The sequence below is a fragment of the Leifsonia sp. 2TAF2 genome (assembly GCF_052115085.1).
In the GTDB taxonomy this organism is placed as follows: domain Bacteria; phylum Actinomycetota; class Actinomycetes; order Actinomycetales; family Microbacteriaceae; genus Leifsonia.
The window spans coordinates 468,689-495,164 of the sequence record NZ_JBFRFY010000002.1 but is presented as its reverse complement, the minus strand read 5'-3'; the positions used below and the strand labels follow the sequence as shown (position 1 = coordinate 495,164).

Sequence of the window (26,476 nt, the reverse complement as noted above, 5' to 3'; positions counted from 1 at the left end):
TCATGCAGCACTTCGACGACTTCTCCTTCGACATCGCGGAGATCCCCTTCTCCCGGAGGGGCGCGTGGCTGGACCTGTCGCGGGTCACCGGCCTGCACACTCTCGCCGACGACATCCACCTGGTGACGCACACGGGCGGAATGCACGCCGTCTTCCGACTCGAGCCGCGGCTCGACGGACGCAGGGTGGATGCCGTGGTGCGGGCGACCCCGGCGGTCCTGAGCTGGAGTGTGCCCGGCGGCTCGGTAGAGGCGGTCTTCGGCGAGAGCGGCATCCGGTTCCGCGGGAACGGTCTCGGGCTGAGCTTCCTCGCCCCAGACGAGCTCACGCCGTTCACCGGGGGCTACCTGTTCGTGGACCCGCTCGACGATTCCGTCACTCTGACGAGCTACGAGTCGGGGCGGCGCTACCGGTTCACGACACTGACCGGTCAGCCGGAGGTCATCGGGTCGGAGCAGGTCGGGGTCGGCGAGCGTTCGCTGAGCTTCGGCTCGGACGCGCCGTGGGAGGTGCTCGTCGAGGAGATCGAGACGAGCGCTCCGCCGGTCAGCACCGCCGACGACTTCGACCGCGTGGCCGACGCCAGGCGCGCGGAGTTCCGGCAGTACTGCGACGGGCTGATCGACGGGGAAGCGACACCGACCGCGATCAAGGCCGCCTACGTCCTCTGGTCCGCCACGGTCGCTCCCGCCGGCTTCGTCACGCGGGAGGCCGTGCTGATGTCCAAGCACTGGATGGACAAGGTCTGGAGCTGGGATCACTGCTTCAACGCCCTCGCGCTCGCTCCGAGCGACCCGGATGCGGCGCTCGACCAGTTCCTGCTCCCGTTCGACCACCAGAACACGGTCGGCGCCCTGCCCGACTCGGTGACCCACTCGGAGGTGCTGTACAACTTCGTGAAGCCGCCCATCCACGGCTGGGCCTTCGCACAGCTCCGCGCACGGGCGGCTCGGCCGTACAGCGTCGGGCAGCTTCAGGAGGTCCACACGCGCCTGAGCGCCTGGACCCGGTTCTGGCTCGACTACCGCCGCAAGCCCGGCCACGCGCTGCCGTACTACCAGCACGGCAACGACAGCGGCTGGGACAACGCGACGACCTTCGACGAGGGCGGGGTGATCGAGGCGCCCGACCTGGCCGCCTTCCTCATCGTGCAGCTGCGGGTTCTCGCGGACCTCAGCGAGGAGCTCGGCCACCCGTCCGAGGAGTGGTCGACGGCCGAGCGCAAGCTCCGCTCCGCCCTGTTCGATCAGCTCTGGACGGGCGGCACGTTCGTCGCCCGGTCCGTCGCGACCGCCGAGGCCACCCTCGACAGCAGCCTCCTGAACTCCCTGCCGATCATTCTCGGCGAACAGTTGCCGCCCGAGGTCGTGGAACGGCTGGCCGCCTCGATCGGCGACCACCTCACCGAGTGGGGGCCCGCGACCGAGCCGGTCGGCTCACCGCTGTACGAGGACGACGGCTACTGGCGTGGTCCGATCTGGGCACCGGCGACGGTCCTGGTCGAGGACGGACTCCGGCGAGCGGGATGCGCTGAGCTGGCCGACCGGGTCTCCGCCTCATTCCAGGCCGTCTGCGAGAAATCCGGCTTCGCCGAGAACTTCGACGCCCGCAGCGGCGCGGGTCTCCGCGACCGCGCCTACAGCTGGACCGCCGCCGCCTACCTGACCCTCCGGGCCGACGCGCGGCAACGCGCGCTGGCCCCCGCCCTTGCAGGAGAACGATGACGGACACCCTCGACCTCACCCGCCTCGGCGGACCGGTCTCGCCCCGCGCCTCGGCCCTTCGTCCGCTCAGCCCGGCGGAGGTCCGCATCACCGGCGGATTCTGGCGGGAGAAGCAGGAGCTCAATGCGAGCGCAATCCTCGATCACTGCCTGACCTGGATGGAACGGATCGGCTGGATCGGCAACTTCGACCGGGCTGCGGCGGGCACGGTCGCGGAGCACCACGAGGGGATCGAGTTCGTCGACTCCGAGGTCTACAAGCTGCTCGAAGCTATGGCATGGGAGATCGGCCGGGCCGGCGACACCGGGCTCGACGCCGTGTACCGGGGGCTGGTCGAGCGGGTGGCCGCGGCTCAGGAGCCCGACGGTTACCTCCACACGTCGTTCGGCAGGGCCGGGCAGCGCCCGCGTTTCTCCGATCTGGAGTGGGGACACGAGCTCTACTGCTTCGGGCACCTGTTCCAGGCGGCCGTCGCGCGCATCCGGACCGGGTACGACGACACGATCGTCGAGGTCGCGCAGAGACTGGCCGACCACGTCTACCGCGAGTTCGGTCCCGAAGGACGGGATGAGCTCTGCGGACACCCGGAGATCGAGACCGCCCTGGTCGAGCTCGGCCGGGCGCTGCGCGAGCCGCGGTACGTAGAGCTTGCCCGCCTCTTCGTCGAGCGGCGTGGACGCCGACGGCTGAAGACCACCCTGTTCCAGGGAAGCGAGTACTTCCTCGACGACCAGCCCGTCCGCAGCGCCGACGTGCTGCGCGGACACGCCGTCCGGGCCATGTACCTCGCCGCGGGAGCGACGGATGTCGCCGCCGAGTTCGGCGACGACGAGCTGCTCGACGCCCTCCGGCGCCAGTGGGAGAACACCGTCGCGCGACGCACCTACCTGACCGGCGGGATCGGATCCCACCATCAGAACGAGGAGTTCGGGAGCGACCTGGAGCTCCCCGCCGACCGCGCCTACGCGGAGACGTGCGCCGCCATCGGCTCCGTCATGTTCAGCTGGAGGCTGCTGCTGCAGACCGGCGAGGCGAAGTACGCCGACCTGATCGAGCGGACCCTCCTCAATGCGGTCCTCGTGTCTCCCCGCGAGGACGGCCGCGCGTTCTACTACGCGAACACGCTCCACCAGCGCTTCGCCGGGTCGGTCCCGGACGAGGACGAGATCAGCGAGCGCGCCGAGTCGAGCATGCGGGCGCCCTGGTTCGAGGTCTCCTGCTGCCCCACGAACGTGGCCCGGACGCTCGCAAGCGTCGGCTCGTACATCGCCACGGCGACGCCGGACGGCGTGCAACTGCACCAGTTCGCCGACGCGGAGATCTCGACGGTCGTCGCGAGCGGCGCGCTGCGGCTGCGGGTGGAGAGCGGCGGCTACCCGTTCGCGGGCTCGCTGTCGGTGGAGGTCGAATCCGAGGGCGAGGCAGAGGTCGCCATCCGAATCCCCGGCTGGGCGCGGGGCGCGCGCATCCTGTTCGACGGGACGGAGGTGGCCGTCGCCGACGGGTACGCCCGCGTGCGCAACCGCTTCGCGCCCGGGAGCAGGATCGACGTCGAGCTTCCTCTGGAGGCGCGCCTCACCCATCCCGACCCCCGCATCGACGCTCTCCGCGGGACCGTCGCAGTGGAGCTCGGCCCGCTCGTGCTGTGCGTCGAGTCCACGGACCTCCCCGCCGGCGTCGACGTCGGTCGCGTCAGAATCGACACCGACGCACCACTGCAGACCACCGACGACGGCGCGTCCGTCCGGCTCCAGATCGCTCCGCAGCGGGAGTCGTCGTGGCCCTATGGCGACCATCCCGTAGCGGAGGCCGGCACCGAGATCACGGCTCGCCTCATCCCGTATCACCGCTGGGCGAACCGGGGCCCGAGCACGATGCGCGTCTTCCTGCCCGTCGCCGAGGGCGGAGCCGGCTAGACCTCGAGCAGCGGCGACCCGTCAGCCTCCCGGCTGGCACCGGGCCACATGTACGGCAGGTCGTCGGGCACGTCCGGGAACAGCGGACCGTAGAACTCCGGGTCCTTGCGCACCAGGTTGGACCGGTGACTACGGTGGAACTCGGGGTCGCCGATCCACGGCGGCAGCTCCAACTCGTCCTGGGCGAGGTAGACCACCTCCGGCGCGAACTGAAGCACCTGCGGACGCACGGTGTCGGCGTGGCCGAGTTCGATCCACGCGTCAACGGATTCGAGGGCGTACTTGGTCAGGGCCGGCACGTATCCCCGCCACATCTTCGCGACGGGATGATGCCGCCACCCGTACCCGGGAACCGTGATCGCGCGGAGTACCTGCAATGCTTCGACGCGCTGCTTCCCCATCCGGGCGCGGTCGAGGATGCGCACGCTCTCCGCGAAGGACGGATACGGGAGGAACGTCTGCACGCCCCACACCGTACGCGCGGGGTCTAGACGCGATCCGCCGCGGTCCGTCTGATGCCGACGGCGGGCAGCAGGATGTCGTCGATGATCCTCAGCAGGAACTCCCGGTCGACCGGCTTCCGCAGCACCAGCACCCGGTAGGCGGCCATCGACGGGGCGACGAGTGCGAGGTGCTCGATGTCGCAGTCGGCAGGGATCTCGCCGCGTTCCACCGCTCGGCGCAGGAACATGCGGTTGATGGATGCGCGCGGCTCGACGATCGCCGCGTTGACAGCCTCGGCGAGGTCCGGATTCTCGGCGAGCATCGAGACGAGGCCCGCCATCACCCGGAGCTTCTTCTCGGCGTCGACGATGGTGTGCGGCTTCATCATGGCGACGAGGTCACCGCGAAGGGTGCCGGTGTCGGGAAGCGCTGTCGACTCCACGTCGACCTTCTTCATGCAGGCGACCGCGTCGACGACCAACTCGGCCTTGGAGGCCCACCTCCGGTACACCGTCGCCTTGCCCGCTTTAGCGCGCGCGGCGACCATGTCGACCGTCATGCGGTCGTAGCCGGTCTCGGCGAGCACGTCGAGGGCGGCCTCGAGGATCTCGGGGTCGCGGGTGTGATCTCGCTTGCGCCCGAGCTTCGGTGCGAGGGCTTGTGTTTCCATCTCTGACAGTCTAGATGAATTCCTGAACAAAAGAGATCCGGAACTGCTCAGTTTCGTATAGGCTGACGCTCATGTCTCAGACCAACCCCTCCTCTACGACCGCGGCACCCGACGCGGGCGCGCCCTCGTCGCGGCGCTGGTGGACTCTCGTCACCGTCGCCCTGGCGCAGCTGATGGTCGTGCTCGACTCGACCGTCGTGAACATCGCCCTGCCGTCCGCGCAGGCCGACCTCGGCTTCTCGAACGCCGACCGCCAGTGGATCGTCACCGCCTACTCCCTCGCCTTCGGCAGCCTCCTGCTGTTCGGCGGCAGGGTCTCCGACCTGATCGGCCGCAAACGCGCCTTCATCATCGGCCTGATCGGATTCGCCGGCGCCTCCGCCCTTGGCGGCGCCGCGGGCACGTTCGAACTCCTGGTCGGCGCCCGCGCGCTCCAGGGCGCGTTCGGCGCGCTGCTCGCCCCGACCGCCCTCGCGGTGCTCACCACGACCTTCACAGTGCCGAAGGAGCGGGCGCGTGCGTTCGGCATCTTCGGCGCGATCGCGGGCGCAGGCGGCGCCGTCGGCCTGCTCCTCGGCGGCGTTCTCACCGAACAGCTCGACTGGCGCTGGAACCTCTACATCAACGTAGTCATCGCGCTGGTCGCGGTCGTCGGGGCGGTGCTCTTCGTCACCACTGTCCCGCGTACCGGGCCGCGTCCGAAGCTCGACGTGCCGGGCACCATCCTCGTGTCCGCAGCGCTGTTCTCCATCGTCTACGGCTTCTCGAATGCCGAATCCGAGGGATGGGACTCGCCGCTCTCGTGGGGCTTCCTCGCGGCCGGCGGGATCCTGCTGATCGCCTTCGTGATCTGGCAGCGTCGTGCCACGCACCCGCTCCTTCCGCTGCCGATCGTGCTCGACCGCAACCGGGGCGCGTCGTACAGCGCCATCCTGATCGCGGGCGCCGGGATGTTCGGCATCTTCCTGTTCGTGACGTACTACCTGCAGTCCACGCTGAAGTTCACGCCCATCCAGACCGGTCTCGGCTTCCTGCCGATGATCGTGATGCTCGTGCTCGCCGCGCAGCTTTCGACCAATATCTTCGTTCCGCGATTCGGGCCGAAGGTCATGGTGCCGATCGGCATGACGATCGCGGGAAGCGGCATGCTCTACCTGACGCACCTCGGTGTGACCGCGAACTACGCCGTCGACCTGCTGCCGCCGCTGATGATCCTCGGCTTCGGGATGGGCTCCACCATGCCGGCCGCGATCCAGACCGCGACGCTCGGGGTCGATCGCCGCTTCGCGGGCGTCGCCTCGGCGATGGTCAACACCAGCCAGCAGGTGGGCGGTTCCATCGGCACCGCGCTGCTGAACACGCTCGCGGCCACCGCGGCCGCCGACTACCTCGCGTCGCACCTGCCGCCCACGCCGCAGGTCGCGGCGGAGGCGGCCGTGCACAGCTACGCCACGGCGTACTGGTGGGGCGCGGCGTTCTTCGCCTTCGGCGCGGTGCTCACAGCGTTCCTCTACCGGCGCCGCGGCGCCACGCAGGCAGGCGCGGCGCCAGCAGGTTCGGCCGGTGACGGCGTCGCCGACACGTCGACCGCCCCGGAGCCGGTCGTCGCCCACTGAGGCAAGAAGAGGGGCGCGGATCACTCCGCGCCCCTCTTCGCTTCTCTAGTCGTCGCCCATCCGGTGAGAACGTGGCGGCCCGTAGGCACCAGTCCCGCGCCGTCGATCCCGCAGCGCGATAAACAGGTAGGCCCCGGCGACCGCCCCGGCCCAAAGTGTGGCCAGAAACAGTAGCCACCAGTTTGAAATGCCGCGAATGGCGTAAGTGACGCCGAGTGCACCGCACGCTGCGCGCGTCAGAGCTGGGGTTTACCGCGGCCGACTTTCGGTTCGCGTCACGATTCCACTCATCCTGCGTCCAAATGAATTAAGTAGGTGATCCAACGATGGGTGCCCGGGATGCAGACACGATCCTTTCGCTGCGGCGAGTCAGGAGCACACGACAGCACCGTCAACTCCTGAACAACGGGACACGACATGACGAAACGAATCACCCAGCTCTGCGCGATTGCTGCTATTACAGCGGCACTCACAGCAGCAACGTCTATCCCCGCCAACGCGGTGGAGAGTGCTGTAGTCGCCCACACCGGGGCTTCCCCAGCACCCACACCGCCGTCCGCGCAGAAGCTGCGCCAGATTGGTCGGCTCAAGCCTTCTCAGGCGAAATACTCTCAGAACAAGAACCTGGACCGTGCCCAGGCCCTCAAGCGGCTGGAGCAGGTGACAGATAAGTACACCAAAGTTGGTCAGGAACTGGCCCCGGCTGACGCGGAGTTCATTCGCCTCGCCGGGGCATTCACACCGGAAATGACGGCTGCGGAGGGGAATCAAGATGCCGCCCCGTCTATCAAGACAAGCGGTCTTATCGTGAAGAAGGCGGCCTCGCAGGGGTTCAACAAGACCTGCAAGCTCGGAAGCGCGTCGGGAACCGTCTCTGGTTTCCACACAATGAACTACAACGGAGTCATCTCGGGATCGTGGTCAACGTCGTTCAATGCAACCGGAAGCACCGCGGTGAATAAGGTTCGGGCCGCAGAACACGTCCGGATGTACGGGCTCATTGGCGCAAGCGGCATCGGAGTGGTTTACGCAGCTGACCCCAGTGCGACGGTCTCCGGACGAACCAACACCTTCGCTCGCAACTCGGGCTTTGCAGCCCTCGCCGCCTACTGGACCATGCAGTTCGACACGACGTTCTACACCCCCAGTTCGTCGTTCTCCTGCGCCGGATAGAATCACACGATGCTGACCGGGTTCGAGCCGCTACAGGCGCTCATCATCCTGATAGTCGTTGGCGCGATCATCACGGGAATTGTCTTCTGGTTCCGCTGGGTCGTGGGCAGCCGCGACAAGGCCGCCAAGGACCAGAAACGAGCTGGGTCCAGTAGGTAGCTGACCTCGCCGCACACCTCCCTGCGACGCCGCAGGCCGCGGTCGAGGTGGCCGTGCACAGTTACGCCACGGCGCCGTGCAAACGAGCACGGCGACCTCTGAGAGCAGGAAGAGGGGCGCGGATCACTCCGCGCCCCTCTTCGCTTCACTAGTCGTCGCCCATCCGGTGAGGACGTGGCGGCCCGTAGGCACCAGTCCCGCGCCGTCGATCCCGCAGCGCGATAAACAGGTGGGCCCCGGAGACAGCCCCGGCCCAAAGTGCGGCCAGAAACAGTAGCCACCAGTTTGAAATGCCGCGAATGGCGTAAGTGACGCCGAGTGCACCGCACGCTGCGCTGAGGATTCCCAACAGCACCGCGTGGATGATTCGAGGACTACCGAAAGCGAATCGAACCCAGCGGGAACGGCTACCCATGCTCATGCTCCATTCCGTCCAGGTATTGGTGAGCGACGCCTCTCAGTTCCGCTGCGAGTGGATCGCGGTGAGGCGAATGGCCGAGTTCAGATACGCGACCGCAAGAGACAGAGAGACGATTCCACTCACCCAACCCGTTAGTCCGCCGGTGAGCATCGCAGTGCTCGCCGAACCGATCGCCTGCACGAACAACCAGCCCACGAGCACAAAGCCGGCCGTGGGGTCCGCCGTCATACGCCACCACTGCCGCGGCGCATCGGACTCGTTCTCGCCCCGGAAGAGGCGAGTGAGGATCAGCACGAGCACCACGACGATCCCGCAGCTTGCTATCACCCCCCACCCTGAGTACGTGGTCAGCTCGACCGTTATCCCGACTATCACGGCGAGCGCAGAGCCCGCAGCGATCAGAGCCGCTTTCGTTGCACCGTTTCGGACTCGCATGACGTCACCACCCATGAGCGCCGCACGTTACGACGCTCACTGAGGTAGACGGCGCTTTCTCCGTGTTATGACGAGGACGTCAGCTGCGTCGCGGCTTCCGCGGCGGGCGGTCGTCGTAGCGCGGGGCGTCGCGGCGGGCGCCGGCGCCGCGGTCGGGCCGGAGCTCGATGAGCTTGCCGCTGATCCGCGTGCCGGAGAGACGCGCGAGCGTGTCGCCGGGAAGGTCGGCGGGCAGCTCGACCACCGAGAAGTCCGGCATGATCCGGATGTGCCCGAAGTCCTCGCGGCTCAGGCCGCCCTCGTTGGCGAGCGCGCCGACGATCTGGCGCGGCTCGACCTTCTGCCGCTTGCCGACCTCGATCCGGTACGCGGCCATGGGCTTGTCGCTCCGCGCGCGCCGGTCGGGCCGTTCTCCGCGGTCGCGCGTGCCGCGATCCGTGCGGCTGGACCGGTCGTCGCGCGAGTCGCGGTCGACGCGCTGCGAGAGCGCATCCTCGGGGCTCAGCAGCAGCGGCTCGTCGCCCTGCGCCACGATCGCGAGCGCCGCGGCGACATCCGCCTCGGGCACGTCATGGTGCTCGACGTAGTGGCCGATGATGTCGCGGAACCGGGAGACGCGGTCCTCCTGCGCCAGCGCGGCGGTGATCGCGTCGTCGAACCGGGTCAGCCGGGTGACGTTGACGTCGTCGACGCTCGGCAGCTGCATCTGGGTGAGCGGCTGGCGGGTGGCCTTCTCGATGGAGGTGAGCATGCGGCGCTCGCGCGGCGTCACGAAGCTGATGGCCGCGCCGCTGCGGCCGGCGCGGCCCGTGCGACCGATGCGGTGCACGTACGACTCGGTGTCGATGGGAAGGTCAAAGTTGACGACATGGCTGATGCGCTCGACGTCGAGTCCGCGCGCGGCGACGTCGGTGGCGACGAGGATGTCGAGCTTGCCCGACTTCAGTTGGTCGACCGTGCGCTCGCGCTGCGCCTGCGCGACGTCGCCGTTGATCGCGGCTGCTGAGTACCCGCGAGCCCGCAGCCGCTCCGCGAGCGTCTCCGTCTCGTTCTTGGTGCGGACGAAGACGATCATGCCCTCGAAGTTCTCGACCTCGAGGATGCGCGTGAGCGCATCCACCTTCTGCGGGTACGACACAACCAGGTAGCGCTGTGTGGTGTTCGCCGAAGTGGTCGTCTTCGACTTGACCGTGATCTCCTCAGGGTCGTTCAGGTACTTCTTCGAGATGCGCCGGATCTGAGGCGGCATCGTTGCCGAGAACAGCGCGACCTGCTTGTCGGAGGGCGTGTCGGCGAGGATCGTCTCGACGTCCTCCGCGAAGCCCATCTTGAGCATCTCGTCGGCCTCGTCGAGCACCAGGTACTTGAGCTGCGAGAGGTCGAGGGTGCCCTTGTCGAGGTGGTCCATGATGCGACCGGGAGTGCCCACGACGATGTGGACGCCGCGGCGCAGCGCCGAGAGCTGGACGCCGTATCCCTGGCCGCCGTAGACCGGGAGCAGGTGCACGCCCTTCAGGTGCGAGGCGTAGCTCTCGAACGCTTCTGCGACCTGGAGGGCCAGCTCGCGGGTGGGTGCGAGCACGAGCGCCTGCGGGGTCTTCTGCGACAGGTCGAGGCGCGACAGGATCGGCAGCGCGAACGCCGCCGTCTTGCCCGTGCCCGTCTGGGCGAGCCCGACGACGTCGCGGCCCTCCAGCAGCAGCGGGATGGTCGCCGCCTGGATGGCGGACGGGGTCTCGTATCCGACATCCTTCAGCGCCTTGAGCACGGGGCCGTCGAGTCCAAGATCGGAGAAGGTGGTGGTGGTGGTGTCGCTGGCGGTCTCCGCCTCGCTGTCCAGGGAATCAGACGGGGTCATCATCCAACGGTAGCCCCTGCGGGCCACGCAGCGCTCCTATCTGCCTCCGACGCCCCCGGCGACGGCTGTCCGCGCCGCATTGATCGCCTGCGACAGCGAGTCGATGTCGACCGCGCCCTCATGCCGCTGGCCGTTGATGAAGTAGGTGGGCGTGCCCGCCGCGCCGCTCTCCTCGGCCGACATGATGTCGGCACGGACCCGGTCGGCGTAGGTGTGCCTGCGCAGGTCCTCGATGAACCGTTCCGGGTCGATGCCGACCTGCTCCGCGTAGCCCTCCATGTCCCGCAGGGTCAGGTGGTGCTGGTTTTCAAAAAGGACGTCGTGCATCGGCCAGAACGCCCCCTGCGCGCCTGCGGCCTCGGCCGCCTCCGCTGCCAGCAACGCGTTGGGGTGCACGTCCGTCAGCGGGAGGTGCCGCCAGACGAGGGCCACATCCGGGTGCCGCTCCAGCAGTTCGCGCGCCGTCGGCTCGCCTCGCTTGCAGTAGCCGCACTCGAAGTCGCCGTACTCGACGAGCGTCACCCGCGCGTTGTCGGCGCCGCGGACGTGGTCGGTGCGCTGGTCGATGGGACGGAGCAGGTCGAGCGTCGGATTCGGCATACCGTTGAGGGCCACCGTCCGCCTGTTGGCCGGAATGAACCGCACGCACTGGAAGACCAGCCAGGTGAGGATCGCCGAGCCGATCACCGAGTAGAAGATCCCGATCTTCGCCTCCGCGAGCTCCGGCCCCGCCAGCGCGATGCTCGCGATCAGCAGGGACACGGTGAACCCGACGCCCGCCGCCGTGCCGCTACCCAGCACCGACAGCCAGCCGACCTGTGGATGGACGCGCCCGCGCGTCACCCTGCTCAGCAGCCACGCGCTCCCCAGCACCGAGATCGGTTTGCCGACCACGTAGCCGAGCACGATGCCGATCGTGATCGCGCTGACGGCCGAGCGGGCGAGGAGTTCCGGCGTGATCCTCACCCCGGCGTTGGCGAAGGCGAAGATCGGCACGACCACGTAGCTGGTCCACGGGCTCAGCCGGTACAGGATGCGCTCGTTCTCGGACAACGAGTCCGCCAGCCCGGCCGCCGCCGACCGCGCGAGTTCTGCGTTCGGGCTCTCGCGGTAGCTCCTGACGAGACCGGTCGCGCGCTCCAGGTCGGCTCGGAGCGGCACGTACGCGGTCGTCGCCAGGCCGATGGCGAGGCCGGCCACGACCGGGTCGATTCCGCTGACCAGAAGCGCCAGCCACATCCCGACTCCGAGGACGATCGCCAGGTTCCTGCCGAGGGTGCGGTCCATCCGTCGCACCACGATGATGCCGATGAACAAGACCACCGCGACGACGAGGGCCCACGGCGAGATCGGTCCGCTGTAGAGGACGGCGATGATGATCAGGGCGGCGACGTCGTCGACGACGAAGGCGGTGAGCAGGAACGTCCGGGTCCGCCTCGGCGCTCGACGCGCCAGCAGGGTGAGGATGCCGAGGGCGAGTGCCGTGTCCGTCGACATCGCGACGCCCCAGGCGCGGGCCGAGTCCATCCCCTGGTTGATGAGGAGGTAGATGCCGACGGGCAGGGCCATCCCGGCGAGCCCGACGGTGATCGGTAGGATCAGGCGTTTGCGTTCCCGCAGGTCGCCCAGGTCGAACTCCCTCCGCGCCTCGAGCCCGACCGCCAGGAAGAACAGCGTCATGAGTCCGCTGTTCACCCACGTGCGCAGGTCGTAGCTGATCTCCAACCGGCCGATGCTGATGCCGAGCGGCTGTTCCCAGAACTCGTCGTAGCCGCCGATGTTGGCCCACACCACAGCGAGGATGACGGCGACGACGAGCAGCACGGAGGCGAGCGCGCCCGCCCGGAGGATCCCGTGGAAGGTCCGCTTCGGGTGCACCATGACGGTGCGCTCCTGGTCGCCGGGCGCGGCGACCACCGCTGCGGGCGGCTCGGTCTGGGGTGCGGTCACGTCAGTTTCGGGCGACGAGGGAGTCGTACTCGTCGTGCTGCTCGATGAACGTCTTCACGATCGGACACTGCACCTTCACCTGCAGGCCCTCGGACCGGATGGCGTCGAGCACGCGCCGGATGAGCTCCGTCGCGACCCCCTGGCCGCGGAACTCCGGGTAGACGGAGGTGGCGATCAGCGTGACGACGTCGCCGTGACGCTGGTAGGTGATGCCGCCCACCAGTGTGTCCCCGCTGACCGCGTCGTAGCTCTCGGTCTCCGTGTTGTTCACGACGAAGAACTCGATCCCCGGCTCCGCCGGACCGCTCGCGGTCACCTCGTCGACCAGCACCCGCTGGTCTTCCGAGAGCGTGCCGGTCCCGTCGGGGTAGCCGGCCTCATCGGGGTACTCGATCGATCCGCTCGTCTCGTCCACCATGGCCATGCCTTCCTGCTCGAAGCGCTTGAACATCCCGTCGGGGATGCTCAACGCTATCCCCGCAGGCCTCCCCACCACCATCCATCGAGGTGCTCGTTGTTGCGCTTCTCCACGGCGTGTCGGGCGCGACAACGAGCACCTCACCGGAGAGGTTCCGAGGAGCCGGGAGCCAGCCCCCGGATCAGCGCGGCGAGCCCTGTCTCGAACTCGTGGTCCTGGCCGAGGGCGACGACCTGTCGGGCGCCGTCCATCAGTCGCGCTGCGGCGCTGTCCGAGCGCTCCGTCTGGATGACGATGTCCCCGCTGTCCCGGGCGGACTGCTGTTCGATCACTGAGCCGATCGTGTACCGAGCCACCGCGATGAGGGCGAGGATGGCGTCCGTGGTCGTGAAGCCCGCCGCCTCCAAGACGCCCACCTGAGCGATCGCCGTGTCGAGCTGCGGGCTCCGCGGCCCGGACGACGCGATCAGGCGCGCTCCGTCGCGGGTGCCCAGCATCGCTCTGCGGAGGCTCCGCGCGTTCCGGGCGACGAACACGTCCCAGCGTTCGCCGTCTGCGGGCAGACGGTCGGTGTGCCGCCGGGCGAGGATCTCGTTCGCGACGGCATCCAACAGTTCCGCTTTGCTGGCGAAGTGGTGATAGAGCGCGGGCTGGCGGATGCCGAGCCGCTCTGCGATCGCGCGCAGCGAGACGTCGTCGAGTCCGCGCTCGTCCAGGACCTCCAGCGCGGCCGCCACGATGGAAACCCGGTCGGTGCGCGAGGGGTACGGCATCACCACAGAATATCGCGGTTGGCACGTAAGGCTATCGTTGATAAGCTTCACGGCACTGAGTGGGGAACAGAGGGGAAGGGGAACGCATGGAATCCGAAGAGTCATGGACGGGCACGGTGGTCGAGAAGTCGCGGAAGCTGCTGGACGGCTCGAACCTCTACCGGCAGGTCATCGTCGAGACCGACGGCGGCACGACCAAGGAGATCCGAGTCGACCGGGCTGTCTGGAAGGACCTCGCGGTCGGGGATCGCGTGGATGCGAAGGGGAACAAATCATGAAGCTCACGGTCAGCCTCCAGGTCACCCTCGACGGCGTCGCCCAGGCGAACGGCGGCAACAACGAAGAGATGGATCCGGGGTTCACTCGTGGCGGCTGGGCGCTTCCGCTCAACGACGAGGACGCCGTGCAGTACATCCTTGAAACCTGGAGGCGGCCCGAGGCGTTCCTCCTCGGCCGCAAGACCTACAGCCTGTTCGACACCTACTGGGGCGCCCGCAGCGACGACGGCGGATTCGGCGAGGCGATCAGCTCCAAGCCGAAGTACCTGGTGTCCACGACCGTGGCTGACCCGACCTGGCAGCAGACGACGATCATCTCGGGCGACGTCGCGGCCCGCGTGCGCGAGCTCAAAGCCGAGCCCGGCGGCGAACTGCTCGTGGTGGGGAGCACTGCGCTCGCGAGATGGCTGCTCGAGAACGAGCTGGTCGACGAACTGAACCTGGTCCAATTTCCGGTGATCGTCGGCGAGGGCGAACGCGTCTTCCCGCAGCACGGGCTCGACTTCGCGCTCGACCTCGTCGACTCGCGCGTGTTCGGTACGGGGATCGTCTCTCTCACGTACCGCGTGGGCGGTCGTCCCCAGTACGCCTGACCGCGAACAGCATCGGAGGCGGGGCGGCCTCCGCGACGCGGGACAGCACGACCTCCACCAGCTCCGGCGGCGTCGATGTTGCTGTCAGCAGTGGTGCGGAGACCGCATCCGCTCCCGCGCGCTCCGCGAGCGTCGCGAAGTAGCCGGGCGCCAGCAGGTAGGTGGCGATGAGCACGCGGGCGCCGGGCTGCGCGGCGCGCGCGGTCGCCACGGCATCCGGAAGCGCGGGAGACGCGGCGGAGATGAAGCCGACGGTGACCGGGCGGCCGATGCGCTGCCCGAGCAGCTCGCCCATCGTGCGGCAGTCGGCAACTGCACGCTCGTCGGTGGAGCCGGCCGCGGCCAGGACGACGGCGTCGCCCTTGCGCATCCCGGCTTCTTCCAGCCGCTGCACCAGCACATCGGCCAGCCGCGTGTCGGGGCCGAGGGCGCCCGCGACCGTCGCGGGGAGGGGCGCGTCGGCCGCGCTTTCGGCGAGGTCGACGAACACGTGGTAACCGGCCGACAGCAGCAGCGGGACGATGACCGCACGATCCGCCAGGTCGGCGGCTGCGGCGAGCGCGGTGGGCACATCCGGCTGTTCGACATCGACGTGGCAGCCGAGCACCGGCTGGTCGAGGGCCGCATCCACTCGCTCGACCAGACAGCGCACGGCGGCCTGGCCCTCGGGTGACGAGGTGCCGTGGGAGGCGGCGACGACGGCCGTGGTCATGCGTCCTCGAGCTCGATCTCGATGAAGCCGCCGACGATGCGCGTGCGGAAGGTGCGGAGCGCGAGCGCGGGGTCGGTGAAGCACTCGCCGGTGCCGAGGTCGTAGACCTGCTTGTGCAGCGGGGAGGCGATGGTCGGGCGGTCGCCGCGTGACCCGACGATGCCGCGCGCCATCACCGGTGCGCCGCCGTCCGGGTCCTCCTGGGCGACCGCGTAGACCTCGCGCGGGCCGAGCAGGAACAGCGCGATCTGCCGCATGCGCAGCAGCACCGCCTCGCCCCAGGACGGCTCCAGATCGTCGACCTGGCAGGCGCGCACCCAGTCGGCGTGCCGGGAATCGGAACGGGGGGTGGTCTGCGTGATGGTCATGCACCGAGAGTAGGCAGCCGATGTTTCGGGCGGCGACGGTACCTGTTACTTCTGGGTGAACCGCGCCTCACAGCAGCGCCGGACCCGTGTGCGTCTCGTGTTAACGCGCGGTTACACCGACGAAATTCGGGGGAAACCGTGCGCCCGTACGCTCGAAAGGCACCGGGCGGGAGCCTCCCACCGGTGCGGCGGCAGCCGCCACACTCCGGAAGGGGCCCGCATGACGACCGGACGAACAGTGATCGTAGGGGGCGGGCCGGCCGCGCACCGCCTCGTGGATGCGCTGGTGTCGCGCGGCGGCGGGAACCGTTCCCTCGTGGTGCTGACCGAGGAGTCCTACCTCCCTTATGACCGCGTGCAGCTGAGCAAGCGCCTGGCCGATGGGACCATCGATCTGACCCTGGAGCCCGCGACGCACTGGGAGGACGCGGCCGTGGAGTTGCGCGTCGGTGAGGCCGCGACGGCGATCGACACGGCGGCCCGGACGGTGACCACCTCCACCGGTGCGGTGATCGGCTACGACGACCTCGTGCTCGCGACCGGCTCGTCGGCGCCCGTCCCCGAGATCCCCGGAGCGCACGCCAGCCGCGTGTACCGCACCATCGATGACGTGGATGCGCTGGTCGCCGAGGTCGCCAAGCTGAGCGAGGCGCTGGGCCGCGCACCCCGCGTCGCGGTCGCCGGCGGAGGGCTGCTCGGGCTGGAGGCGGCCGGGGGCGTCGCTGCGCTCGGTGCGGAAGCGGTCATCATCCACTCGGGCGGCTGGCTGATGTCGGCCCAGCTCGACGAGGGCGCTGGGCAAGCACTCGGCCGGCTCATCCGGTCGCGCGGAATCGACCTGCACCTCGGCACGCGACCCCGCGAGATCCTGCTCGACGACGACGGCCGCCCCACCGCCGTGCGCTGCGCGGACGGGCGGACGGTCCCCGCCGACATCGTCGTCTTCTCGATCGGCATCCGGGCGCGCGACGAGCTCGCCCGCGGCGCGGGCATCCTGACGGTGGAGCGTGGGGGCGTGGTGGTCGACGAGGCGTGCCGCACCTCCGACCCCTCCGTCTGGGCGATCGGCGAGGTCGCTGCCATCGACGGCCGCACGGTCGGCCTCGTGGCCCCTGCGAACGCCATGGCCGAGACCGTCGCCGACCGTCTGCTCGGCGGCGACGCCACCTTCACGACGGTCGACGATGCGACCAAGCTGAAGCTGTCCGGCGTGGATGTGGCGAGCTTCGGCGACGCCTTCGCCCGCGAGCCCGGAGCGCTGGAGATCGTCTACGCCGACCCGGCGCGGGGCCTCTACCAGAAGCTCGTGGTGAGCGACGACGCGAAGACGCTGCTCGGCGGGGTCTTCGTCGGCGACGCCTCCCCTTACTCGAGCCTGCGGCCGCTGCTCGGCCGTTCGCTCGATGCGGAACCGGCCGCCTACCTCTCCGCGGCCGGCGCCGAGCCGCCGGCGGGCGGGGCGCTGCCCGACGATGCCCTGGTCTGCTCTTGCAACAACGTGACCTCCGGGACCGTGCGCATGGCCGTGGAGGAGGGCTGCCACGACCTCGGCGAGCTGAAGGCGTGCACCCGCGCGGGCACGCAGTGCGGATCGTGCGTGCCGCTGGTGAAGAAGATCCTCGAGTCCGAGCTCACCCGGTCGGGTGCGACGGTGTCCCACGCCCTGTGCGAGCACTTCGAGCTGTCGCGTCAGGAGCTGTTCGAGTCCATCCGCGTACTGGGCCTGACCAGCTGGGAGGACACGGTCACCCGGCTCGGCCGCGGTCGCGGCTGCGACATCTGCAAGCCGGCCGTGGGCTCCATCCTGGCGAGCCAGCACAACGGGTATCCGCTCGACGGCGGGCGGGGCCAGCTGCAGGACACCAACGACCGCGCCCTCGCCAACATGCAGAAGGACGGCACCTACTCGGTCGTGCCGCGCATCCCGGGCGGAGAGATCACCCCGCAGAAGCTCGCCGTGATCGCGCAGGTGGCCACCGACTTCGGCCTGTACACGAAGATCACGGGCGGCCAGCGCATCGACATGTTCGGCGCGCGGCTGGAGCAGCTGCCCGAGATCTGGAAGGTCCTGGTGGAGGCCGGCTTCGAGTCCGGCCAGGCATACGGCAAGGCGCTGCGGAACGTGAAGAGCTGCGTCGGCTCGACCTGGTGCCGCTTCGGCGTGCAGGACGCGGTGCGCATGGCGGTCGACCTGGAGCTCCGCTACCGCGGCCTCCGCGCCCCGCACAAGTTCAAGTTCGGCGTCTCGGGATGCGCGCGCGAGTGCGCCGAGGCCCGCGGCAAGGACGTCGGCGTGATCGCCACCGACAAGGGATGGAACCTGTACGTCGGCGGCAACGGCGGCTTCCAGCCGGCGCACGCCCAGCTCCTCGCCTCGGACCTCGACGACGAGACCCTGGTGCGGTACATCGACCGCTACCTCATGTACTACATCCGCACCGCCGACCGCCTGCAGCGCACAGCCCGGTGGATGGAGGAGCTCGACGGCGGTGTCGACCACGTCCGCGAGGTGGTGGTCGAGGATTCGCTGGGTCTCGCCGACGAGCTGGAGGCCGCGATGGCGAAGCACATCGACACGTACGAGGACGAGTGGGCGGCGACGCTGCGCAACCCCGAGCGGCTGCGCCGGTTCCGCTCGTTCGTCAACGAGCCGGGGACGCCCGACCCGTCGATCGCCCGGGTCGAGGAGCGGGGCCAGCTGCGTCCGGCGACCGCGGAGGAACGAGCGGCGGGCGCTGTGCTCGTGGCCGGGACGACCATCCCGGTCCGTACGGCCGCCGCGACCGCGACCGAAGGAGCGACCCCATGAATGCGCGCACCGGAACCGTGACGCTCGTCGGCGGGGGGCCCGGCGACCCCGAGTTGCTGACCGTCGCCGCCGTCCGTGCCCTGGCGAAAGCCGACGTGGTGCTGTTCGACCGGCTCGCACCGCATGAGACCCTTGCCGAGCTTGCGCCGCGCGCTCGCCTGATCGACGTCGGGAAGCGGCCCGGCCACCATCCCATCCCGCAGGACGAGATCGAACGCATCCTCGTCGCGCACGCGCTGGAGGGTGCGGAGGTCGTACGGCTGAAGGGCGGCGACCCGTTCGTGTTCGGACGCGGCGGCGAGGAGGTGGAGGCGTGCCGGCGGGCGGGCGTCCCCGTCCGCGTCATCCCGGGCGTGACGAGCGCCATCTCGGTTCCGGCAGCCGCCGGCATCCCTGTCACCCACCGCAATACCAGCAGGATGTTCACAGTCGTCTCCGGGCATGCGCCGCTCTCCCCCGCCGAACTGGAGCACCTGGCCGGCCTCGGCGGAACCATCGTCATCCTCATGGGGATCACCAACCTGCCCTCCATCACGGCCGGTCTCGCCCGCTTCGGGATGGACCCGGGCATGCCGGTCGCCGTGATCGAGCAGGGATACTCCTCACGGCAGCGATCGACCTTCGGGAGCCTCTCCACGATCCTCACCGAGTCGGTCCGGGCGGGCGTCGGCTCGCCGGCCGTCGTCGTGATCGGCGAGGTCGTGCGTCTCGCCCGCGGCGGTGACGCGGATGCCGCGGCCGCCCTCAGCGATGCCGCCACCGTGACGGGACCCTGAGATGAGCGACGAGCGCCCGGGCGTCGCGGCGTTCCGGCCGGACCAGCTGGCCGGATTCCGGATCGGCGTCACCAGCGACCGCCGCTCGGCCGACCTCATCGACGCCTTCGAGCGCCGCGGTGCCAGCGTGCTGCATGCGCCCACCGTCCACATGCAGCACGCGGACGACGACGCTCCGGTCATCGCGGACACCGAAAGCATCATCGCCGCAGAGCCCCACGTGCTCCTGGCGACCACGAGCTACGGGATGCGCCGCTGGTTCGAGGTCGCCGACTCCGCCGGTCTCGGCGAGGGCCTGCAGCGCGTGCTCGCCGAGTCGACGATCCTCGTCCGCGGCCCCAAGGCGCGGGGTGCCGTGCGGGCCGCCGGCCTCGACGACGCCGGGATGAGCGACGAGGAGACCACCGCATCCCTCGTGGGCAAGGTGATCTCGGAGTACCCCGCGGGCATCACCGTGGCCGTGCAGCTGCACGGCCAGACCGACGAGGAGCAGCTGCAACGGCTGCGCGACGCCGGGAACCGGGTCATCACGGTGGCGCCCTACTCGTGGTCGGTCGCCGAGCACAGCGACGAACGCGTCATCCGGCTCGTCGACGCGATCGCCTCGCGCCAGCTCGACTGCGTGACCTTCACCAGCGCGCCGGCGGTCGACGGACTCTTCGTCGCGGCCCTCGCCCGCAACCGCTATCGCGAGGTGGTGGATGCGCTCGCAGGCGACGTGGTCGCCGCCGGTGTCGGGCCGGTCACGGTCGCCCCACTGGTCGCGGCCGGGATCACGCCGCTCCAGCCCGACCGGTTCCGGATGGGCGCGCTCATCCGGCTGGTCTGCGAGCACCTGGAGGCCCGGTCGACGCGCCGCGTCTCCACCCGGCACGGAGACGTCGAGCTGCGCGGCAGCCTCGCCATCGTCGGCGGTACCCCGGTGCGGCTCACGCCGACCTCGCTGTCGCTGTTCCGCGCACTCGTGGCGGCGAACGGCGCCGTCGTCTCGCGCAGGGAACTCTCCTTCGCGCTCGCAGAGGAGTACGACGAGCACGCGATGGAGGTGTCGCTCAGCCGGCTGCGGCAGAGCCTCGGAACGCCGGGCCTGGTCGCGACCGTCGTGAAGCGCGGATACCGCCTCGACGTCTGAGCGGCTTGCGCTCGCCCCGCTGGGCTCGTGCAGCTCCAGCGCGCCCGCCGATCTATTGCGGACACCGCCGCCGAGTTGGCTCCCGCGCTGGGATACCGTGCAGAAACACGAATTGTTCATGGATGATGCCATGATGCGAGCTTCATGCGGCCCCACGGCGTCGAGGGAGGGTGGCACCTGGATGCGCGAGTCAGGGAACAACCCCCGTAAGAGACTCTTGCTGAGCCCGGGCGTTGCAGTTGCAATCGTTGCGGCGTTGACCTCGTGTTCCTTATTTGGAGGAAACGCAATGAACCGGCAAGACACAACAGCGACGAACCTCGCTAACCAGAAGAAGGCGGCGCTGCTGTTCATCAGCGACTGGCCAGAGACCGAGCGGATCGGATACAACGAAGAAGGCGGCTTCAGTGGTGCTGGCGATTGGTCGGCGTGGGCGACGGTCACCATAGCGGGTAAGGACTACCAAGAAGACCTCGGGCTAAGCCTCGTGGGAGGAGATCCACTGCCCGCTCCCATCCCCAATTCGACTCCCGCACCAGTCCCTATCACCTTCAGCGACGGATCATCGGGGGTGTTGGGATGACGACGGCGGAAGAGTATGCAAGCATCGCGCAGGCGGCATATAGGGCGGATCCCTTATGGAAGACCCCGCCATATGCTTCAGGGCAGCGATTCCATCCTCCCGGCAAACCTGGGCAGATATTCGAGGTGGTCCCTCCGCCGCCGGTGCATGACCCGGTGACGGGTTTTCAGGCGATTACGGTGGTGCCGGTGGTGAACGGTGTGAGGGACTTTTCGCAGGTGTCCATCGCCTACGCGGGAACGAATCCGGGTCATCATGCCGATCTCAGCGCGGATGCGCAGATCGTGGTCGGTGGTCAGACCGGGTCGGCGACGCAGGCCGCCGAGGCGTTGGCGTATGCCAAACAGGTGATGGCGACGCATCCCGGGGCCCGGTTTGAGACGGTGGGGCACTCGCTGGGCGGTTACTTGGCGCAGTACGTCTCCGGCAAACTGCATGTCCCTTCCACAACCTTCAACGGTCCGGATGCCTGGGACTCGCTCTCGGACGAGGACAAGAAGTGGTATCGCGCGGAGGTCGCCGCGGGCAGGAAACCATGGTCGAGGTACCTGAACGAGTGGGACCTGATCGGCAACTACCCCGGCGACCCGAGCGGCTCGGCCATTCACGTGAAAGGTAAGCCGGGGCAGGAATTCTTCGACAATCACAACATTCCCACGGCCTTCGGCTTCGATCCCCGGGACGGCTCCGTGATGGGAGCGGGCGTCAAAGGCCGGAGCCTTGAGGCAATCAGTGAAAACACACTGAGTGGGCTACCGGAGGGTGTCCGTATCTACGTGGCTCCGCTACTGACGGGCGCGCTGGTACTGCTCCGAAATCCGGCAGTCGGGGCCGTGGCCGGGATGTTGGGCTCCGGGCTGACGGTGATGATGGACACGTTGGCGGCGTCCTCTATGGCGGCGAACTTCATCCAGCTGGAGGAACCGTTGCGGTCGATCAAAGCGGTCAACAGCGGCCTGATCCCACAGATGGAGCAGGGTTTGCGTGAGGCAAAGACCGCGGTCGCGATGATTCCGTTCATCACCGAGGCGGACATTGAAAACTGTGCGGCCATCAACCGGCTGCAGGTACATCACAACATCGACCAGAACGCCGTCGACGCCGTCAACCGACGGGTGGATGAGCACCTGGACACCGTCCACAAGCTAGCGGTCGGCATCGCCTCCGCCGCCCAGAACGCCCTCGCGCAGGACAAGCAATGGGCGTCCACTTATGCCGGGCTCTAGATCCGCAGAAAGAAGGCCTGGCATGCCAGACTTCGGCTCGAACGAAGCCAACCTCGCCTACCTAATCCAGCAATTCGGGAGCGGTCTGCACGACCTCGCCGACGGAGTGCACGACGGGATCGCGGCCCTGATCCACCACGAGGCGGTGGGAATGTTGAACTCGGTCCTGCCGCCCCTCGTCCACGCCAAGAACACGCTGGTCCGAACCGGAGGCTGGGTTCCGGTGGAAGCCCACACGATAGAGATCGGCGGGCGTCTGGCCGGAGTAACGGTCAGCAACGCCATCCTGTCCGGCCTGGTACAGAAAAAGGTCGAGGAAGGCGTCGGCACGATCACCGCCAACCTCGACTACACCCACGGAGTGAACACCATCACATGACCACTTACAGCAGTGTCGGCGAGCTCGAGGAGGCTCAGGACGACGCCACTCAAGCAGCGCGGGAGCGAATCGAGCACGCCGAGGAATTCGTCGACCACTACCGCACCCAGATGCGGCGCATGCAAGAAGACTTCTACCACCTCGCCGCCCGGGAAGGCGTCGCAGACGATCCCGGATTCAAGCAACAGCTCCAACGTGTCACCGAACGGACCGACGAAGAAGTACGCAGCGCCGCCCGGGTCATCGCCGGATTCGAAGAAGACCTCGAAACCATGACCAGCCAACACACCCGAGAACGCGAACAGTTCCTGCAGGAACGCCGCACGAACGACGACGACTCGCGCTGAGTTACTTCGGCACCACCTGGGCGGCCGCCAGGAGGCTCGCGATGCGTCCCTTGCAGCCGCCGCATCCCGTGCCGGCGCGCGTCTCGCGGCCGACGGCATCCACCGTGTCGCATCCGGATGCCGCCGCCTCGCCGATCCGGCCGGCCGTGACGCCGTTGCACCAGCAGACCGTGGCCGCAGGTCCCAGGGGGTCCTCGGCGGGGGCGCTTCCGGAGTCGGACGCATCCAGTCTCAGCAGTGCGGACGGCTCGGCGGCCAGTGCCCCGCCGCGCTCGAACAGGAGGGTCAGCTCGGCGCCAGCGTGCGGCAGCCCCACCGAGACGAATCCGGTGAGGGCGCCCTCCTGGACCACCGTCTTCAGGTAGGCCGCCCGGGCAGGGTCAAGCCAGACCGTCACCTCGGCGTCCGCGTCCCAGGGCTCGGCGGTGTGGTTCCCGCCCGCGACGACGTCGATGCCGGTCGCCTTCAGCATCACGGCGGCGGGTCGTTCCCGCAGCGCCACCGCGGCGTCCCGGCCGGCCGCGCCTCCGGCGGCCTCCGCGCGGAAGCGGCGGGCGAGCGCGGCCGCCTGACGCCATCCCGGGCCGATGAGTCCGCTCGGTGCGCCGGCGACCCGGCCGTCGGCATCCGCGTCGTCCGGCGACGCCACCTGTGCACAGTCGCCGATGGCGAACACGTCAGGGTCGGTCCAGGAGCGCAGCTCCTCGTCGACGAGGACGCCGGCGGAACAGGCGATCCCCGCCGCGAGCGCGAGCTCCACCCGCGGGCCCACACCGCAGGAGAGCACGAGCAGGTCGCCGGGGATGTACGTGCCGTCCGCGCATCCCACGCCGTCGAACACGCGTCCGCCGTCGTGGTCGCGGAAGCCGATGCTCTCGGCCCGCGCGTGTGCTGCCATCCCCACGCCTCGCGCCCGGGCGGCGCGGCTGAGCATCCGGCCGCCGGGCTCGTCCAGGTTGCGTGCCATCGGCGCCGAGCCGTGGTGGACGACGACGACCTCCGCGCCGTGCTCGGCGGCGAGCAGGGCGAACTCCATCCCGAGCACCCCAGCGCCGAGCACCACGATCGTGCCGCCTATGGCGACGACCGGGGCGACCGCTTCCGCGTCGCCGAGGTCGCGCAGGGCGACGACGCCTGCGGGGAGCGGGCGGGCGCCCTGGTCGAGCGCGGGCGTCGGCGCCGCTGAACGGTCACGGCGGGTGCTGTGCAAGCCGTCGAGGGTCGGGATGTTGGCGCGCGCACCCGTCGCGAGCACCAGCCGGTCATACGGCAGCTCGGCGCCTCCTTCGACGCTGTCTCCTTCGACGCTGTCTCCCTCGACCAGGACCCGCTGCCGGTCGCGGTCGATCGCCACCGCCACATCCCCCAGCCGGATCTCGACCCCTGCAGCTCGCGCCGCGTCCGTATCCGTCACGTCCAGCCGGTCCCGAGCCGCCGCGCCGACGGCGTACTCGGCGACCAGCACCCGGTTGTACGCGTCCTCGCGCTCGGCCCCGACGACCGTCAGGCTCGCCTCCCCGGCGGCGATCGCAGGTAGCAACTCCTCCACGAAACGCGCGCCGACCGGCCCGTAGCCGACCAGCACGACGCGCAGCGGTCTCCCTTTCATGCGGCCTCCTCCTGGTGCGCCCGCTCGACCGTCACGGCCGTGCGCTTGAACTCGGGCATCGCCGAGACCGGATCGACGGCCGCCTCGGTGAGCAGGTTCGCGCACTGACGCCCGGCGAAGTGGAAGGGCAGGAAGACGGTGTCGATCCGCATCCCGCCGGTCAGCTGTGCACGGGCCACGACCTCACCGCGGACGTTGTGGACGCGCACCGGGTCGCCGTCCGCGATCCCCAGCCGGGCGGCCGTCGCCGGGTGCAGTTCGGCACGCACCTCGGGCTGGGCGGACAGCAGCTCGGGCACCCGCCGCGTCTGCGCCCCGGACTGATAGTGCTCCAGCAGGCGCCCGGTGATCAGGGTCAATTCCCCCGGCCCGCGGCCGGTGTCGAGTTCCCTTGCCCGCACCGGGACCAGCCGCGCCCGCCCGTCGTCGTGACCGAAGCGGTCGAGGAACAGCCGGGGTGTCCCGCTGGAGCCGACCGGATACGGCCAGTGGGCGGCCTCGCCTCCTGCGAGTTGCGCATCCAGCAGGGCATGGCTCAGCCCGGAGTAGTCGGCGATCCCGCCGGCCGATGCCCGCGCGAGCTCATCGAAGACCTCCGCAGGGTCGGTGGGCCACGCCGAGGGGGCGTCGAGTCTTCGGGCGAGGTCGGCAAGGATGTCGAGCTCGCTCCGCACATCGGGCGGCGGGTCGAGCGCCCGCCGCCTGCGCAGCACGCGCCCCTCGAGGCTCGTCATCGTGCCCTCCTCCTCCGCCCACTGCGTCACCGGCAGCACCACATCGGCGAGCTCGGCCGTCTCGGACAGCACGAAGTCGCAGACGACCAGCAGGTCGAGAGCCTGCAGGCCGGTGCGGATCGCACCTGCGTCGGGACCCGAGACCACGACGTTCGATCCGTGCACGAGAAGGGCCCTCACGCCGCCCGCCCGACCGAGCATCCCGAGCAGTTCCACCGCCGGAACACCGGGGCCGGGGAGCGTGTCGGGGTCGACTCCCCAGACCGCGGCGACCGCGGCGCGCGCCTCCGGATCGGCGATCTTCCGGTAACCGGGCAGCTGGTCGCACTTCTGGCCGTGCTCCCGGCCGCCCTGCCCGTTGCCCTGGCCGGTAAGCGTCCCGTAACCCGATCCCGGCCGGCCGGGCAGCCCCAGCACGAGCGCGAGATTGATGGCGGCAGTCGCCGTGTCGGTGCCGTCGACGTGCTGCTCCACGCCGCGCCCCGTCAGGATGTACGTGCCGCGCCCGCGCGCCAGGCGGCGGGCGACTTCCCGCAGCTCTCCGACCGGGACACCGGTGTGCTCCTGCACGCGCTCCGGCCACCATGCGGCGACGCTGCGGCGCACCGCGTCGAAGCCCGTCGTCCGCTGTTCCAGGTAGGCAGTGTCGGCCAGCCCCTCGGCCAGCACGATGTGGGTGAGTCCGAGCAGCAGCGCCAGGTCGGTCCCCGGCGCGGGTTGCATGTGGATGCCGGCTCCGTCGGCCGTGAGCTGTGCGGTCTGCGAGCGGCGAGGGTCGACCACGACGAGACCCCCGGCCGCGCGGGCCCCCGCCAGGTGGCCGAGGAACGGCGGCATGGTGGCGGCCACGTTCGACCCGAGCAGCAGGATGGTGTCGGCGTCATCGAGGTCGGTAACGGGGAACGGCATCCCCCTGTCCACCCCGAACGCCCGGTTGCCGGCTGCCGCCGCCGAGGCCATGCAGAAGCGGCCGTTGTAGTCGATGCGGGAGGTGCCGAGGGCGAGCCGGGCGAATTTGCCGAGCAGGTACGCCTTCTCGTTGGTGAGCCCGCCGCCGCCGAAGACCCCGACCGCGTCCGCGCCGTCCTCCCGGCGGATGGCCGTCAGCTTTTCGGTCACCAGCTCCAGAGCTTCATCCCAGCTCGCCGGCCGCAGCTCGCCCCCGCGGCGGATCAGCGGTGTGGTCAGCCGCCCGGGCGTCGACAGCACCTCCGCCGACGTCCACCCCTTCTTGCAGAGCCCGCCGCGGTTGGTCGGGAACTGCCGTCCGGTGACCGCGACGGGCGTCGGCCCGCCCGGAGTGGGGGTGAGCGTCATCGCGCACTGCAGGGCGCAGTACGGGCAGTGCGTCTCAGCGGGCATCCGAGCGCTCC

25 protein-coding genes are annotated in these 26,476 nt (G+C 69.5%); 14 read left to right on the top strand and 11 right to left on the bottom strand.

The window, feature by feature from the left end:
* Positions 1-2: 2 nt before the first annotated feature.
* Positions 3-1,724 (top strand): amylo-alpha-1,6-glucosidase, encoded by a 1,722-nt coding sequence (locus AB4Z18_RS14625; RefSeq protein WP_441783462.1) that lies wholly within the window; start codon positions 3-5, stop codon positions 1,722-1,724.
* Positions 1,721-3,640 (top strand): glycoside hydrolase family 127 protein, encoded by a 1,920-nt coding sequence (locus AB4Z18_RS14620; RefSeq protein WP_441783461.1) that lies wholly within the window; start codon positions 1,721-1,723, stop codon positions 3,638-3,640. The genes AB4Z18_RS14625 and AB4Z18_RS14620 overlap by 4 nt, the downstream gene beginning before the upstream one ends.
* Here AB4Z18_RS14620 and AB4Z18_RS14615 read toward each other — a convergent pair.
* Together AB4Z18_RS14615 and AB4Z18_RS14610 are read right to left on the bottom strand one after the other, a co-directional pair.
* Positions 3,637-4,104 (bottom strand): MSMEG_6728 family protein, encoded by a 468-nt coding sequence (locus AB4Z18_RS14615; RefSeq protein WP_441783460.1) that lies wholly within the window; start codon positions 4,102-4,104, stop codon positions 3,637-3,639. The two genes, AB4Z18_RS14620 and AB4Z18_RS14615, sit on opposite strands and share 4 nt — an antisense overlap.
* Positions 4,105-4,127: 23 nt before the next feature.
* A complete protein-coding gene (locus AB4Z18_RS14610; RefSeq protein ID WP_441783459.1) occupies positions 4,128-4,754 on the bottom strand; it encodes a TetR/AcrR family transcriptional regulator in 627 nt (208 codons plus the stop codon).
* A gap of 71 nt (positions 4,755-4,825) precedes the next feature.
* Between AB4Z18_RS14610 and AB4Z18_RS14605 the strand changes: the two genes are divergently transcribed.
* The 3 genes from AB4Z18_RS14605 to AB4Z18_RS14595 all read left to right on the top strand — a co-directional run bounded on the left by AB4Z18_RS14605 (position 4,826) and on the right by AB4Z18_RS14595 (position 7,702).
* The gene (locus AB4Z18_RS14605) at positions 4,826-6,370 is read left to right on the top strand and encodes an MFS transporter (RefSeq protein WP_441783458.1); all 1,545 of its coding nucleotides are present in this window, start codon (positions 4,826-4,828) and stop codon (positions 6,368-6,370) included.
* Between the two features lie 417 nt (positions 6,371-6,787).
* Positions 6,788-7,543 carry a hypothetical protein gene (locus AB4Z18_RS14600; RefSeq protein ID WP_441783457.1) on the top strand — a complete coding sequence of 252 codons (756 nt, stop codon included), beginning with the start codon at positions 6,788-6,790 and terminating at the stop codon, positions 7,541-7,543.
* Between the two features lie 9 nt (positions 7,544-7,552).
* The gene (locus tag AB4Z18_RS14595) at positions 7,553-7,702 is read left to right on the top strand and encodes a hypothetical protein (RefSeq protein ID WP_441783456.1); all 150 of its coding nucleotides are present in this window, start codon (positions 7,553-7,555) and stop codon (positions 7,700-7,702) included.
* A 457-nt stretch (positions 7,703-8,159) separates the two neighbouring features.
* Here the strand turns inward: AB4Z18_RS14595 and AB4Z18_RS14590 are convergent, their stop codons facing one another.
* From AB4Z18_RS14590 to AB4Z18_RS14570, 5 genes are all read right to left on the bottom strand, one after another.
* Positions 8,160-8,558 (bottom strand): hypothetical protein, encoded by a 399-nt coding sequence (locus AB4Z18_RS14590; protein WP_441783455.1) that lies wholly within the window; start codon positions 8,556-8,558, stop codon positions 8,160-8,162.
* Between the two features lie 79 nt (positions 8,559-8,637).
* Positions 8,638-10,416, bottom strand: coding sequence for a DEAD/DEAH box helicase (locus tag AB4Z18_RS14585; RefSeq protein ID WP_441783454.1), 1,779 nt, complete (start codon positions 10,414-10,416; stop codon positions 8,638-8,640).
* 36 nt (positions 10,417-10,452) lie between these two features.
* Positions 10,453-12,366 (bottom strand): Na+/H+ antiporter NhaA, encoded by a 1,914-nt coding sequence (locus AB4Z18_RS14580; RefSeq protein WP_441783453.1) that lies wholly within the window; start codon positions 12,364-12,366, stop codon positions 10,453-10,455.
* Between the two features lies 1 nt (position 12,367).
* A complete protein-coding gene (locus AB4Z18_RS14575) occupies positions 12,368-12,835 on the bottom strand; it encodes a GNAT family N-acetyltransferase (protein WP_441783452.1) in 468 nt (155 codons plus the stop codon).
* 89 nt (positions 12,836-12,924) lie between these two features.
* Complete coding sequence (locus AB4Z18_RS14570; RefSeq protein WP_441783451.1) at positions 12,925-13,557, bottom strand: TetR/AcrR family transcriptional regulator C-terminal domain-containing protein; 633 nt, start codon at positions 13,555-13,557, stop codon at positions 12,925-12,927.
* A gap of 86 nt (positions 13,558-13,643) precedes the next feature.
* Between AB4Z18_RS14570 and AB4Z18_RS14565 the strand changes: the two genes are divergently transcribed.
* Both AB4Z18_RS14565 and AB4Z18_RS14560 read left to right on the top strand, forming a co-directional pair.
* Positions 13,644-13,835, top strand: a complete 192-nt coding sequence (locus AB4Z18_RS14565) for a DUF7489 domain-containing protein (RefSeq protein WP_441783450.1) — start codon at positions 13,644-13,646, stop codon at positions 13,833-13,835.
* On the top strand, positions 13,832-14,428 hold the full coding sequence (locus AB4Z18_RS14560) for a dihydrofolate reductase family protein (protein WP_441783449.1): 597 nt from the start codon (positions 13,832-13,834) through the stop codon (positions 14,426-14,428). The genes AB4Z18_RS14565 and AB4Z18_RS14560 overlap by 4 nt, the downstream gene beginning before the upstream one ends.
* Here AB4Z18_RS14560 and AB4Z18_RS14555 read toward each other — a convergent pair.
* Together AB4Z18_RS14555 and nirD are read right to left on the bottom strand one after the other, a co-directional pair.
* Entirely contained in the window at positions 14,391-15,140 is a 750-nt protein-coding gene (locus tag AB4Z18_RS14555) for a sirohydrochlorin chelatase (RefSeq protein ID WP_441783448.1), read from the bottom strand. The genes AB4Z18_RS14560 and AB4Z18_RS14555 overlap by 38 nt on opposite strands.
* Positions 15,137-15,508, bottom strand: a complete 372-nt coding sequence (nirD, locus tag AB4Z18_RS14550; protein WP_441783447.1) for a nitrite reductase small subunit NirD — start codon at positions 15,506-15,508, stop codon at positions 15,137-15,139. The genes AB4Z18_RS14555 and nirD overlap by 4 nt, the downstream gene beginning before the upstream one ends.
* A 220-nt stretch (positions 15,509-15,728) precedes the next feature.
* Here nirD and nirB point away from each other — a divergent pair, with 220 nt between their 5' ends.
* The 7 genes from nirB to AB4Z18_RS14515 all read left to right on the top strand — a co-directional run bounded on the left by nirB (position 15,729) and on the right by AB4Z18_RS14515 (position 22,760).
* Positions 15,729-18,317, top strand: a complete 2,589-nt coding sequence (gene nirB, locus AB4Z18_RS14545; protein ID WP_441783446.1) for a nitrite reductase large subunit NirB — start codon at positions 15,729-15,731, stop codon at positions 18,315-18,317.
* Complete coding sequence (cobA, locus tag AB4Z18_RS14540; RefSeq protein WP_441783445.1) at positions 18,314-19,093, top strand: uroporphyrinogen-III C-methyltransferase; 780 nt, start codon at positions 18,314-18,316, stop codon at positions 19,091-19,093. The genes nirB and cobA overlap by 4 nt, the downstream gene beginning before the upstream one ends.
* A gap of 1 nt (position 19,094) precedes the next feature.
* Positions 19,095-20,225, top strand: a complete 1,131-nt coding sequence (locus AB4Z18_RS14535) for a uroporphyrinogen-III synthase (protein WP_441783444.1) — start codon at positions 19,095-19,097, stop codon at positions 20,223-20,225.
* 289 nt (positions 20,226-20,514) lie between these two features.
* Positions 20,515-20,808: a hypothetical protein gene (locus AB4Z18_RS14530; RefSeq protein ID WP_441783443.1), complete on the top strand. Its 294-nt coding sequence runs from the start codon at positions 20,515-20,517 to the stop codon at positions 20,806-20,808.
* A complete protein-coding gene (locus tag AB4Z18_RS14525; protein WP_441783442.1) occupies positions 20,805-22,034 on the top strand; it encodes a hypothetical protein in 1,230 nt (409 codons plus the stop codon). The genes AB4Z18_RS14530 and AB4Z18_RS14525 overlap by 4 nt, the downstream gene beginning before the upstream one ends.
* 22 nt (positions 22,035-22,056) lie before the next feature.
* On the top strand, positions 22,057-22,413 hold the full coding sequence (locus tag AB4Z18_RS14520; RefSeq protein WP_441783441.1) for a hypothetical protein: 357 nt from the start codon (positions 22,057-22,059) through the stop codon (positions 22,411-22,413).
* Positions 22,410-22,760 (top strand): hypothetical protein, encoded by a 351-nt coding sequence (locus AB4Z18_RS14515; RefSeq protein WP_441783440.1) that lies wholly within the window; start codon positions 22,410-22,412, stop codon positions 22,758-22,760. Before AB4Z18_RS14520 ends, AB4Z18_RS14515 begins: the two co-directional genes overlap by 4 nt.
* 1 nt (position 22,761) lies before the next feature.
* Here AB4Z18_RS14515 and AB4Z18_RS14510 read toward each other — a convergent pair whose 3' ends face one another.
* Positions 22,762-24,369: an FAD-dependent oxidoreductase gene (locus AB4Z18_RS14510; protein WP_441783439.1), complete on the bottom strand. Its 1,608-nt coding sequence runs from the start codon at positions 24,367-24,369 to the stop codon at positions 22,762-22,764.
* Entirely contained in the window at positions 24,366-26,465 is a 2,100-nt protein-coding gene (locus tag AB4Z18_RS14505; RefSeq protein WP_441783438.1) for a molybdopterin oxidoreductase family protein, read from the bottom strand. The genes AB4Z18_RS14510 and AB4Z18_RS14505 overlap by 4 nt, the downstream gene beginning before the upstream one ends.
* Positions 26,466-26,476: the final 11 nt, after the last annotated feature.